General features: G+C 64.8%; 12 protein-coding genes and 1 tRNA gene. 5 read left to right on the top strand and 8 right to left on the bottom strand.

The genetic code is table 11. The features are described 5' to 3' along the window. Positions 1-27 precede the first annotated feature (27 nt). On the top strand, positions 28-438 hold the full coding sequence (locus VO57_006490; GenBank protein XBL70983.1) for a hypothetical protein: 411 nt from the start codon (positions 28-30) through the stop codon (positions 436-438). Positions 439-444: 6 nt separating this feature from the next. Here VO57_006490 and VO57_006485 read toward each other — a convergent pair whose 3' ends face one another. From VO57_006485 to VO57_006475, 3 genes are all read right to left on the bottom strand, one after another. Further along, a complete protein-coding gene (locus VO57_006485; protein XBL70982.1) occupies positions 445-1,023 on the bottom strand; it encodes a GNAT family N-acetyltransferase in 579 nt (192 codons plus the stop codon). Beyond that, positions 1,010-2,188: an aromatic amino acid transaminase gene (locus VO57_006480; protein ID XBL70981.1), complete on the bottom strand. Its 1,179-nt coding sequence runs from the start codon at positions 2,186-2,188 to the stop codon at positions 1,010-1,012. The genes VO57_006485 and VO57_006480 overlap by 14 nt, the downstream gene beginning before the upstream one ends. Positions 2,189-2,259: 71 nt before the next feature. After that, positions 2,260-3,102 carry a DUF1134 domain-containing protein gene (locus VO57_006475; protein ID XBL70980.1) on the bottom strand — a complete coding sequence of 281 codons (843 nt, stop codon included), beginning with the start codon at positions 3,100-3,102 and terminating at the stop codon, positions 2,260-2,262. 238 nt (positions 3,103-3,340) lie between these two features. Here VO57_006475 and VO57_006470 point away from each other — a divergent pair. After that, positions 3,341-3,432: transfer RNA gene (locus VO57_006470), tRNA-Ser, on the top strand. Between the two features lie 254 nt (positions 3,433-3,686). On the opposite strand, the gene VO57_006465 is transcribed toward VO57_006470, so the two are convergent. Next, positions 3,687-5,105, bottom strand: a complete 1,419-nt coding sequence (locus VO57_006465; GenBank protein XBL70979.1) for a sigma-54 dependent transcriptional regulator — start codon at positions 5,103-5,105, stop codon at positions 3,687-3,689. Next, complete coding sequence (locus VO57_006460; GenBank protein XBL70978.1) at positions 5,105-5,854, bottom strand: heme NO-binding domain-containing protein; 750 nt, start codon at positions 5,852-5,854, stop codon at positions 5,105-5,107. The genes VO57_006465 and VO57_006460 overlap by 1 nt, the downstream gene beginning before the upstream one ends. Positions 5,855-5,908: 54 nt before the next feature. Between VO57_006460 and VO57_006455 the strand changes: the two genes are divergently transcribed. The 3 genes from VO57_006455 to VO57_006445 are packed head-to-tail and all read left to right on the top strand — an operon-like array spanning position 5,909 to position 9,854. Next, positions 5,909-7,153 (top strand): polysaccharide biosynthesis/export family protein, encoded by a 1,245-nt coding sequence (locus VO57_006455; GenBank protein ID XBL70977.1) that lies wholly within the window; start codon positions 5,909-5,911, stop codon positions 7,151-7,153. After that, a complete protein-coding gene (locus VO57_006450) occupies positions 7,153-8,574 on the top strand; it encodes a hypothetical protein (protein ID XBL70976.1) in 1,422 nt (473 codons plus the stop codon). Before VO57_006455 ends, VO57_006450 begins: the two co-directional genes overlap by 1 nt. A 38-nt stretch (positions 8,575-8,612) precedes the next feature. Continuing rightward, entirely contained in the window at positions 8,613-9,854 is a 1,242-nt protein-coding gene (locus tag VO57_006445) for an O-antigen ligase domain-containing protein (GenBank protein ID XBL70975.1), read from the top strand. Here the strand turns inward: VO57_006445 and VO57_006440 are convergent. The 3 genes from VO57_006440 to VO57_006430 form a co-directional block, all read right to left on the bottom strand. Continuing rightward, entirely contained in the window at positions 9,805-10,365 is a 561-nt protein-coding gene (locus VO57_006440) for an MOSC domain-containing protein (protein ID XBL70974.1), read from the bottom strand. The genes VO57_006445 and VO57_006440 overlap by 50 nt on opposite strands. Before the next feature lie 127 nt (positions 10,366-10,492). Next, positions 10,493-11,524 carry a glycosyltransferase family 4 protein gene (locus VO57_006435; protein XBL70973.1) on the bottom strand — a complete coding sequence of 344 codons (1,032 nt, stop codon included), beginning with the start codon at positions 11,522-11,524 and terminating at the stop codon, positions 10,493-10,495. Then, entirely contained in the window at positions 11,521-12,510 is a 990-nt protein-coding gene (locus VO57_006430; protein ID XBL70972.1) for a glycosyltransferase family A protein, read from the bottom strand. The genes VO57_006435 and VO57_006430 overlap by 4 nt, the downstream gene beginning before the upstream one ends. Positions 12,511-12,512 lie beyond the last annotated feature (2 nt).

Below are 12,512 nucleotides of genomic sequence, written 5' to 3'. Positions count from 1 at the left end.
CATCCCATCGCCGGCACCCTTGCGACATTGCTGGTCGCAAGCTTCTGGCTGTCGACCGTGCTGGTGGAAGCTTTCGGCACGCATGCACAGATCATAGCCGTCAAACTGGCGATCCCGTGGGGCTTCCTGCTGCTCGTCCCTGCGCTGGCTGCCACCGGCGGCACCGGGCTGATGCGCTCGCGCGGACATCGCGGCGGCCTGGTCGGGCGCAAGCTGCGGCGCATGCCGATCATCGCTGGGAACGGCGTGCTGGTGCTGATCCCCTCTGCGCTGTTCCTCGCGTGGAAAGCGAGCGCGGGCGCGTTCGACGCGGCGTTCTACGCGGTGCAGGCGGTGGAACTGATCGCGGGTGCGGTGAACATTACGCTGCTGTCGCTGAACATGCGCGACGGGCTGCGCATGACGCGGCGTCTGCCAATGTCCGCGCGCAGCCGCTAAGCGCGGCTAGGCACTCTGGGCTAGCGGCCCCTGGGCGAAATCCTCACGCGTAATGGCATAGATCACGTGCAGCACGCGCTTGCCCTCATGCTTGGACAACTCGGTCCGCCGCGTCTGCTGTGCGCCAATCTTCTCCAGCGCGATCCGGCTGCGCCAGTTCGCTTCGCCCACGCGGAAATCGACCCGTTCGACGCTTTCCAGCGCATGGGCCAGCATCAACCGCTTGACCTCGCTGTTGGCACCCTTCCCCCAGTATCGCGGCGCAAGAAAGGTCCAGCCGATCTCGACCGAGCTTTGCTCTTCGGGATCGTCTTCGGCGCTGGTCAGCGCCTGGAAACGGGATGAGCCAATGATGGAGCCATCGCGGGTGTCGATAATCGCCAGCGCGCCGCCCTTGGCCAGCGCATCATCGAAAAAGGCACGGAAGACTTCCGCGCGCCAGCGATCGGTCATCGGATGCTGTTCCCACACGACCGGGTCCGACGCGATCGTGTAAAGCGCGTCCCAGTCGTCGGCCCGCAGTGGCCTCAGCGCAAACCGCTCCCCTTCGAGGACCGGCTGGCGGTCCAGCTCAGCCGGCGACATCCGCCAGCGCGGCGATGAACTTCTCGATATTGCCCTTGGTCAGCCCGGCGATGTTGATCCGGCCCGAACCCGCCATGTAGACCGCGTGATCCTCGCGCAGCTTGCCGATCTGGTCCTTGTTCAGCGGCAGCATCGCGAACAGGCCGTTCTGCTCTTCCAGATGGGCGAGCGGCACGCCCTCCACCTTCTTCTGCGCCGCGGCCAGAGTGGCCCGGACCCAGCGCAGGCGCTGACGCATGCCGTCCAGCTCATCGAGCCATTGCTGGCGCAGATCCTCGTCGCGCAGCACGATCCGCACTGCCGCACCGCCGTGATCGGGCGGCATGGACCAGTTAGCGCGGGCGAGCGCGGCGGCGTTGGACATGGCAGCGGGCATCTGCGCAGGCTCTGCGACCTTGGCGTAGAACGCGCCCACACGGTCGCGGTAGAGGCCGAAGTTCTTGTCGCAGCTATAGGCGATCAGCGCGTAGGGCACCTTGGCCAGCACCTTGCGCAGGCCGGCCGCATCTTCCTCCAGCCCCGTGCCAAGGCCCTGATAGGCGCTGTCGATGATCGGCAGCACCGGGCTGTCGGCCAGCGCGCCGGCAATCGCATCCCACTGTTCGTCGGTGTAATCGATGCCGGAAGGGTTGTGGCAGCACGCGTGGATCAGCACGGCATCGCCTTCGCGGCCCTGCCGGACGATCTCCAGCAGCGCATCGAGATCCGCGCTGCCATCGGCGTTCGAATGCTGGAAGGTGACCGCTTCCAGCCCGACATCCTCGATGATCGGAATGTGGTTGGGCCAGCTGGGCTTGCCGACATGCACGCGGGTCACGCCCGCCCGCTCGGCCAGCGCGATCGCGAGGCGCACCGCGCCGGTGCCGCCCGGGGTCTGCACCCCTTCGATCCGCCCGCCCATGGTGGCATCGGAACCGAAAATGATCGGCATCAGCGCATGGACGAAACCGCGGTCGCCTTCCGGGCCGAGGTAGCTTTTCGAGTCCTGCTCTTCCCACAGGCGCTGTTCAGCGGCCTTGATCGCGCCGAAAACCGGCGTCGCGCCGTCATCCGTCCGATAGACGCCGACGCCGAGGTCGATCTTGTCCTCCCGCTCGTCGGCGGCGAACTGGGCGATCAGCGCGAGCAGCGCATCGGGCGGAGTGTCTTGCAGGCGGTCGAGCATGCTCGTCCCATGCTATCGCACGGGCGCGAGAGCAACCGCTAATATCGGCAGGTTTGCTGGTTTTCGGCCCGTCAAAAGGGGAACCACTCATGTTTCTTGGAGAACTTCATGTAGCCCGCGTTGATTCCCAGCCGCAGGCCGGCACCCATCCGGATCGGAATCAGCACCGTATCGCCCTTGCGCAGGTAGCTGGCGGTCAGCCCGCCGACGAAATAGGCCTGCCCCTCGCCCGCCGGGAAACGCTCGTACAATTCCTCGGTGTCGAACAGGTTGTAGACCAGCACGAAGGTCTTGCCGCCATTGGCGCCGACGTCGAACCCGATCGACGGGCCGGTCCAGTACACCGGACGCTGCCCCTCGACCTTGTGGTACAACGTGCCCGAGCCGTAGCGCGCGCCGACGAAGAACGCGCCCGACGCCTCGCGCCCGACGATATAGCCATTGGGCGTGCCCTGATCGGCGAGGATCTTCTCGATCATGCGCGCGATGCCTTCCGCATTCTCTCCGAAGAAGCCCTGCGCCGCGCCGATCAGATCGTCGTCCTGCCAGGTGCCCGGAGGGGCGGTTTCGGTAGGGATCGCCGTATATGCAGGCGCGTCGCCCTGCTCGTAGCCGGACTGGCCCTGATCGACAGAGGTGCCGGTGGTCGCGCTATCGCTCTCGGGCGAAAGGTCGCTCCATGCGGACACCCCGCCCTGATCCTGCGGGGGCGGCGCTGTCTCCTGGCCTGTCGCGGGCTGAGACGAAGGGTCGCCATAGACCGGTGGTTCGCCCGGGTTTTCCTGCAGATCGCCATCGATCGCCTGGTTCGGGTCGACCCGTTCGATCGGCTGCGCCGCGAGCGGAGTGGCCGCCATCGCGATGGCCGCGGCCACGATGGCGATCATACGCCGGATGCTGGCAGTGCGGGTCATGCGCCTCGCTCCTTGTAGACAGTAGGGCAAATGAAACTCTGGTTTCCCCGTGCGTAGCGTGAATCGCATGAACCTGCGGCATCAAGGGGAGAGGCGGTGAGGCGAATCGAAAACGCGCCGAAACGAGTCCGGTGCGCGCGATTATCATTCCGGTGTCACGCAGCCCTTGTGCCGCCCCGCCCTGCTGGTTATAGCGCGCGGCTCGCGACCCCGGACCAATGGGTTCGGACGCGTGTGCGGAGACGTGGGTGAGTGGCTGAAACCAGCTCCCTGCTAAGGAGCCATACCTCTATCGGGGTATCGAGGGTTCGAATCCCTCCGTCTCCGCCATTTTGGCTTTATCGGCCTAGAACCTTCCAAAGCCGCGAAAATGCTGAACCCTTGCGGGGTTCGCCCCCCCTCGTCCCGTGGACAGACCGGATGGCGGGAAACAGTGGTCGCCGTGCGCTATTATGCGCCTGCATACCCTCTGATTTCCAGCGTTCGATATTCTCGCATCAAAATGGCGAACAAGCAGGCGGGCGCGCGCGACCGGCGTACGCGGTTGCCCGCCAGCTGAAGCAATATCGCGAACCCGCGACCGCTCAATCGATCGCTGCCCCCCATTTTTCCAGCTTGCGGTAGACGGTCGAGGGGCTGACATCGAGCGTCTTCGCCGCCTTGGTGATATTTCCATCGCAGCGCTTGATGGCCGCGTGAATCGCCATCCGCTCGATCTGATCCAGCGTCATCCCTTCCCACACGTCGTGCCGCGCAGGTTGCCTGTCAGCGCCGAGCGGGCTCGACGTGGTGACATCAGGATCGGCGTGACCGGCAACCGCCACCTGCTGGGCGGGTGCGCCGGGGTTGCGTTGCAGCGCGAGGTCCAGGGTCGGGCCGGACCCGACGACCACGGCGCGGCGGACGGTGTTCTGCAACTCGCGGACATTGCCCGGCCACGGATGTTCGTACAGCGCGGCGCGGCTTTCTTCGCTCAATGCCGTCAGCTCGCGCCCTTCTTCCTTGCCGAAGCGGGCCATGAATTGCTCGGCAATCAACTGTACGTCCTTTCCGCGCGCGCGCAGCGGCGGGAGTTCGAGCGGGATGACATTCAGGCGATAGAAAAGGTCTTCGCGGAACCGGCCCGCCGCAACTTCGGCAATCGGATCACGATTGGTCGCGCACACGATCCGCACGTCGACCGGCTCGACCTTGCTCGACCCGACCGGCTGGACGGTCGCGGTTTGCAGGAAACGCAGCAGTTTGACCTGCAGCTTCAGCTCCATTTCGCAGATTTCGTCGAGAAACAGCGTGCCGCCATCAGCCGCCTTGGCAGCGCCGATCCGGTTTTCGACCGCGCCGGTAAAGGCACCTTTCACATGGCCGAACAGCTCGGACTCCAGCAGGCTCTCGGGAATAGCGCCGCAGTTGATCGCCACGAAGGGGCCATTGCTGCGCGCGCCTGCGGCGTGGATCGCTTCGGCAGTCACCTCCTTGCCCGTGCCGCTCTCTCCGGTGACGAAGACTGTCGCCTTGGAACTCGCGATATTCTCGATCGCGTCATAGACCTGTTGCATGGCAGGCGATTTGCCGATGAAGCCGTGATAGCCGTTTGCGGTGTCCGCGCGCTTGGGCGCCTGTGCCTTGCGCGCGGGCCGTCCCCGTTCGGCGGCATTGCGCACCGTGGTCAGCAGCCGTTCGCCCGCCACGGGTTTGACCAGGAAATCGTAAGCACCCAACCGCATCGCATCGATTGCCCGGGCAAGGGAGCCGTCGGCGGTCACAATGATGAAGGCAGGGAGCGGCTTATCGTCCGATGACTTGCCGCCCATAAGGTCCATGCCATTGCCGTCGGGCAATTGCAGGTCGAGCAGCACGACATCGAAATCCCCGCGACGCAGAGCGACCTTCGCGTCGGCCAGAGTCTCGGCGACATCCACCTTGTGCCCGGCGCTTTGCAACTGTGCCGCATAGCCGAGCGCGATGGACGCGCTGTCTTCGACGATCAGAACCGAGTTTGCCATTATGCCGCAATCCTGAATGTGGCGGCGTCGCCGCTCTCGCTACAGTTGACCCATTCGATCTTTCGCTCGTCACCGAAGTGGTCGAGACACCCCCGGATCAGACCGCATGCAATATGCGCCAGAGGACGGTGCGACCGATATTCGACGATGCACTGGTCGTCCTGCGTCCTTATGGTCACTTCGGGAGGGGTGGCGTCGGGATAGAGCACCTTCACATCCTCGTGGATGTGCCCGCGGACATGTTCGAGCAGGCTTTCGGCGGTGGAATAGGACGACATGATCTCAGGGTAGAGAATATTGAAGCGCCCGAACAGGTATGTGCCGAATTCCTCGCACAGAGCGGCAACCGGAATACCCGATAATTGCGACGCAGCCCCCACGAGAAGCAATGCATGCGCTGTGGGATACACGCCAATGCGGGAAAATGCCGCGTCGTTAGGCAGGTCCGCCGCGGCGATTACCTGCTCCACGAATAGCGGATTTTGCTTTTCTTCCATAAAGCGAATGAGTTCGGAAAATATAAGGCCTTTCAACGGAAGCTCCTGTCTCAGCGGAGAGCGCTTTCGCGCGAACGCATTTACAGGAGCAAGATGCGTGCCGGTTTTGAGCGACGGAAAAGCGTGCATCCTGGCCATTGGCTGATGCATAATGCGAAAAGCCTTTGCAAATTGCGAAGATGCGCCCTCGCAAAATGCGAAAGGCGCAACTGAAGCCCCCTCCGATCGCCCAAAACCGGGGATGCGCGCCATCTGGCACGCTCCTTGAAACATCTGGCCCAAATGCAATCCAGAGGGTCAGGTTCGATGTCTTTCAATTTCAATCGCCGCATTTCCGTGCTTGCAATGGCGGCTTCGCTGGGTGCCTGCGTGTCGGGCCCTGCCCCGGCCAACATTTCCGGCTCCGCGTGGCTGCCTGGCCAGGACCTGGGGCGCACCAGCGGCCACCCCGAAGGCGACTGGGTCATGGCCGCGCCGGCCGCGCGCGGTGCGCCGACCTGTGACTGGCGCGCGCCGCGCGAGCTCGACACGCTGCGCCGGGCGCGGCCCGAGGAATTCCTCGCGCGCACCTCCACCCTCTCCCCGGGAGACAGGCTGACGCTGAGCCTGCTGGGCGACGAGGGCGAGCTTGGCGGCACTTATGTGATCGAAAGCAACGGCACGATCGTGGTGCCCGGCCACCAGCCGCTGATGCTGGCAGGCCGCTCGATCACCGAAGCTGAGCAGACGATCCGTGCCGAGCTGGTGCGATCGGGCGTGGTCCGGCCGCTGCGCAATGCCGTGTCGCTCTCGCTGATCGAAGCCGCAGGCGTGCCCGTCGCGGTATCGGGCGCGGTGTTCATGGAAGGCGCGGTGCGCGCCGGGGAACGCACGCCGGAAAGCCGCATCGGCCTGAAGGAAGGCGATGTGCGCGGCGACGACAACGTATCGCGCAGCGTAGCCACCGCGATCCGCGCAGCGGGCGGTGTTCGCCCCGATGCCGACGTGCAGCGCATCTATCTCATTCGCGGCGATGCCTATGTCGAGCTGGACCTTTCCGGCTTGGCGCGTGGCTGGACCGCGAACGACGTTACGATTGCCGCGGGCGACCGGGTGATCGTGCCCAGCCGCGGTTGCTTCGATCCCGCGCTGGCCCGCCCCACCCCGCTCACGCCTCCGGGGATCAAGGTCTTCATGTCCAACCTGACCAAGGGCGCCAACAACAACGCGGGCGCTGGCATCGGGTCGGATACCACCTCCCTGCCCTACGGCACGCGGCTGTTGCAGGCGTTGGTGGCGATGAACTGCGTGGGCGGGTCCTACATGCAGTCGGATCGGCGCGCGGTGCTGATCTCGCGCAACCCGCTCAACGGCCAGAGCATCGTCGTGGAGCGCGACATCGAAAAGCTCGTGCGCGGCGCGGGACGCGATGCGGCCAATCCGCTGCTGATGCCCAACGATGCGATCGCCTGCTACGATAGCCGCCTGTCGAACCTGAACGAAGTTATCGGCTCGATCGGCAATGCTGCGGGCAGTGTCACCCCGGCCATCCTGCTCAGCGGAGCCGACTGATGGACCGCAACGATCCCTATTACAAACCCGCACCGCGCTGGCTGCTTCGGGTATGGGCCTTCGTTCGCGACGGCATGCCCGCGGTCGGCCGCTATCGCCGCTACATCGTCACCATGGCGATACCCCTGGCGGCGATCTGGATCGTCACCATCGCCTATCTGGCGCTGGTGCCCGACCGTTACGACAGCCGGATGACGCTGATCCTCCCCGGTTCGGGCGTGGGCGGCTCGGTCAACCTGGAGTCGATCGGCCAGGCGACGTCGACCTCGGCGTCCGCTTTCTCCAGCACCACGCTGAGCCCGACGGAAAACTACAAGCGGCTGATCACGTCCGATGTCGTGCTTCGCGATGCGGCCAAACGAGCAGGGGAAGACGAGAGCGCCTTTCCCGCGCCGCAGATCAAGCTCATCGACCAGACCAACCTCATTGAACTGACCATCCCCGGCACCTCGCCCGAGCAGGCGCGCGACCGGATGGAGCATGTGCAGGCTGCCTTCATGGCCGCGCTCGACACGCTGCGCAAAGATGAGGCGGCAACGCGCGAAAAGGCAGACGCGCGCAGGATCGCCGAACTGGAACACAAGGTCGATGCCGCGCAGGCGGCGCTGCTGCAGTTCCAGGGCGAAACCGGGCTCGTCTCGCTCGACCAGTTTGCCGGGCGGGTCTCCAGTCTCGACCAGATGAAGGCCGCCGAGCGCGACCGCCGCGTGCTTGTGGCCGAAAGCGGCGGCACCGCCGGTCGTCTGGCGTCCTCGTTGCAGATCAGCATTCCGCAGGCGCGGCTGGCGATGCAGCTGAAGGCCGATCCCGTCTTCTCGCAGCTGCTTACGCGCTATGCCGCGACGGTCGGCGAAGAGACGCAGCGCGGTGGCACGCTCGGTTCGGCCCATGGCGCGATGGAAAAGCTCGGCGCAGAACGCTCCGAACTGCGCGATGCGCTGGCCCGCCGCGGTGCCCGCCTGACCGGTGCCAGCAACAAGGATGTGCTCGCCTTTTCCGATCTCGCGGTGTCGGACACGCGTGAACGGCTGTTCGAAACGCTGACCAATCGTGATAGCATGCACGCGGGCAACCAGGCCGCGCTGGCAGAACTGCGGCGCCAGATCTCTCAGGAATCTGGCCGCAGCGACGAGCTTGTGGCGCAGGCGTCGACGCTTGCCGGGCTGGTGCGCGACCTGCGCGTTGCCGAAGCCGTGTTCAGCTCCGCGCTGGCCCGGCTCGATACCAACAAGGCCGATCCGTTCGCCTCCTATCCGCTGGTCCAGACGCTGGAAGTGCCGTCGCTGCCGCGCAGCCGTTCGGCACCCTCGCCGATCATCGCCCTCGCCGGTGCCCTTGGTGCCAGCATCTTTGTCCTCTTTGGGTTCCTGCTGCTGTGGCTGCGTCAACCGATCATCCGCAAACTCCTGCCGAACGCCTAATCTCGGTCGCGATACAGTCCACCTGGCTGCTCTGGCTGGTGGGTGGACTGTACATCTCCGGACCGGTGATCGGCTGGACGCTCGCGCTGATGGCGTGCTGGCTGGCCTATGTCGACCGCACGGTGAGCGAGCGCTTTGCCCTCCTCCCGCTGACAATCTGGCTGTGGATCGTGGGGATGGCGGCGATGTTGCTGATCCTGTGGGCAGGTCACGCGAACTTCGATCTGGGCACAGGCAAGACGATCAAGTCCTCGATCGGCTGGGCCAAAGGCTGGGCGCTGATCGCGCTCTTCCCACTGGCCGGCGCGTTGCTGCAGGTGCGCGAGGAAGTGATCTATCGCGCGGTCTGCAAGCTGGGAGCGCAGACGCTGATGCTGCTGCCGCTGTTCCTGCTCGCACCCTTCATCGGATTGCCCGAAACGCTGTGGGTCTCTCCGCTCAAGGCCGTCGGCGGTCCGGGGCCGGAATATTTCGCGACCACGCTCTATACGATCGAGCCGGGCGCCGGCACGCCGCGCTGGCAGTTCTTCGCACCCTGGTCCCCCGCGGCCGGGATGGTCGCGGTGATCTTCGTCCTGCTCGCAGCACGCGACAAGCACGTGGGCTGGCGCACCGTCGGCATCGTCGCCGGGCTGGTGCTGGCGATCCTCTCGCAATCGAGGCTGGCGCTGGTCGCGCTGGCGGTGATCGCTCCGATCGTGTGGGGCCTTGGCCGCATGGACCGCGCGTGGATGTGGTACCTTGCCGCCCCGGCGATGGTGCTGCTGGGGATCTTCGGCCCTGCGCTGATCGAGGTACTCGAAGCGCTGATGAATGATTTCTCTGCCGCGCGAGCCGACTCCAGCCGGGTGCGTGCTGCCCTGGGTCGCATCGCGATCGAACGCTGGCAGGGCGAAGCTTACTGGTTCGGCCACGGGATCGTCGAAAACGGGCCGCATCTGGTCGAATACATGCCTATCGGCAGTCATCACAGCTGGTACGGCCTGCTCTTCGTCAAAGGCCTGACCGGCGCGATCGCGCTGGCGGTGCCGCTGTTCAGCACGCTGCTGGTGCTGGCATGGCGCGCACGCCAAGGCAGCGCCGAGCGGGTCGCACTGTCGATGGTATTTGTTATGGTGCTCTACAGCTTCGGTGAGAACCTGGAGATCCTCGCCTACCTTTACTGGCCCGCGCTGGTTCTGGTGGGCAAGGTGCTCGCCGCCCGCAGCTACGAAGTGCAGCGCGACGGGGCTAGACAGGTTCCAGAGGAAGATGCGGCTCAACCGGCAACCGCACCCTGATCGAATCGCCGATCGCGACTGTCCCGCCAGCGACCACCACGCTCATGATCCCGGCTTTGCGGATCACCGCACCGTCAGACGTCCGATCGAGTACTGCGGCAAGCAGTCCCTCTTCGAATGCCTCGATCTGCCTGCACGGGTTCCTCAGACCAGTGACTTCCAGCACCGCGCCGGCCCCGATTTCAAGGAGGGTGCCCTTGGGCAAGGCAAGCAGGTCGATCCCCCGAGTGGTGATGTTCTCTCCCAGGTCGCCGGGGTTCACGCAGAAACCTCGGGCAGAAAGCTGCTCCAGCAGTTCGCCATGGATCAGGTGGACCTGACGCAGGTTCGGCTGGGTGGGATCGGCCCGCACGCGCGAGAGGTGTTGGACACGCTCGCCAGCATGAGCATCGCCCCTGACCCCCCGCCCTCGTTCGAGCTCGATCCGCTCGACCGGTTGTTTTGAAAACCTGTGCCCGCCGCTTTGCGATACCGATAACACACGTGGCGATGGAACAGTCGTTTGGGCCATGGCCAAGGAATAAGCCAACGCGAAACAGGCGCAAATAGCCTGGCACGATGCCATGAAAAAGGGCCGCCCCGCTGCGATATGCAGCGGAGCGGCCCCGGCGAGCCCGAAAGGGGGAACACGGCTCGCTTCAGGCTGCCTTTTTCAGAAACGGGACAACAACCCTGCCCGCCGTTTCGCTTCCGGCATCTGCGAATACGTCCTTCCAGCCGGCCAGGATCGCCGCCGGCAGCCCCGCTACCCTGCGCCGTCCGGCACGACCCATCGCGTGGAGCGGCAGCTTGCCGAACTGGTCGATCGCCACCGCGATTTCATCCGGCGTGCGCATCGGTCGGGCGAGGCCAGCCAGGCCGACCTGTTCGGGCAGCCCGTCGACATCGGCGACCAGGATCGGCCGCGCAGCCATCCGCGCCTCGGTCGCGACAAGGCCGAACGCCTCATGGCGCGAGGGCACGATCACGGCATGGCAATCGCCGAGGAATTCGGCCGGGTCGTCGATCCGCCCCCTGAAATGAATGTGGGGATGGTCTCCGGCCGCCTCACGCATTGCGGCCATTTCCGGCCCGTCACCGATCAGCTGGAGATCGATGTCGCCAGGCACGAACAGCCACACGGCTTCGATCAATGCCGTGAAGTTCTTCACGCTGGCAAAACGGCCGTAAGCGACAAGGCGCAAAGGGCGCTCTCGATCCAGGGGCACTGTCGGCAGTGCGAACAGCTCCTCGCGCCCGCACCACGGGTGAATGACGCGCAGCTTGTTGCTCGGGATGCCGATGTCGTTCGCAAGCCAGTCGTGTTGCGCGCGCGAGACGCAGATAATCTCGTCGTACAGCGAAAAAGCGAGCCGCAGCAGTGTCACGAACCTGCGCGGTGCCTTCACATTTTCGCGGACGAACCCCTCTGTGTAGCTGTGCTCCACATGGACGAGGCGAGCATCCCGGTTGCGCACGCGCAGCGACACAAGGAACCCCAGCCGCGCCCACGAGGGCGGCACATGCGTGACCAGAAGATCGGCATCGTACCTTTCGGCCAGCCTGTCCTTGCCGATGGCGACGGTTCGCGACCGGGCATGCTCGGTCAATTCCGGGCGGTCGAACACGGTGAGCGCCCGGGTTACGCCGCCGAAGGCAAAATCGTCGAGCAGATGGACGACGTCGATCATGCTGCGGCCTCCTTCAGATAGCACTTCGAAATCGCGCGGAAGCGTTCAGGGCCAAGCACCTTCGCTGCCATGACTGCACCGGCGGTAGTTACGCTCTTGCCCGGTTCCGCCAAAAGCATGCGCGGTTCGAGGCGGACGGCCTTGCCGAACAGGTCGGCCGCCAGTTCGACATTGCCCAGCTGAATCGCGCGGCGGGCCAGGTAGCGCAACTGATAGGCGCGGGCCGCATCGCCATGCCGCGCCACCAGTTCGGGTGCGTAGAGCGAGGCTTTGTCCAGCATCGCGGTCCAGCTGAGATACTGCTTCACGATGTTGGCCGACAGCGCACCGCCGACGATGCGGTATTCGGTCAGCTCACCCGCAATCCCTTCGAACCGCACGCCATGTGCAGCCGAGAGACGAACCCACAGGTCGATGTCTTCCGACTGGCGGAAATTCTCGTCGAACCAGCATGTGCGCCAAGGTTCTTCCGGATGGGCGAACATCGCGGCGTCGATGGCCGAACGACGCAGCACCGGAGCGCTGCCATTACCGATCGGGTTGCGGCGGAGGATATCTTCAGGGCGAATACCGGTCAGCTTGGGACGCATGGCCAGCGCAAGCTCGTTGCCGACCTTATCGATCATGCGCGAACCCGAAAAGCTGACGCCGATCGACTTGTCGGCTTCCAGATGCACATAGTGCAGGCGCAGCTTTTCCGGGTGCCAGCGATCGTCGGAATCGAGCAGCGCGATGTAGGGCGCACGCGCCTCGGCAATTCCGCTGTTTCGAGCACCGGCGAGGCCCCGGTTGGCCTGGGTGATGATGCGGATGCGCTCGTCATAGAAGCTGTGCACGATTTCCATCGATCCGTCCTGCCCACCGTCGTCGACGATGATCAGTTCGAAATCGGTGAAGGTCTGCGCCAGAACGGACTGGATGGCTTCGGCCACATAGTCTTGAACATTGTAGACGGGCATCACGACGGAAATTTTCGGATTGGTCACTG

It is taken from the genome of Citromicrobium bathyomarinum (assembly GCA_001306305.2).
GTDB classification, from domain to species: Bacteria; Pseudomonadota; Alphaproteobacteria; order Sphingomonadales; family Sphingomonadaceae; genus Alteriqipengyuania; species Alteriqipengyuania bathyomarina.
This window is presented reverse-complemented; position numbering and strand designations above follow the sequence as displayed.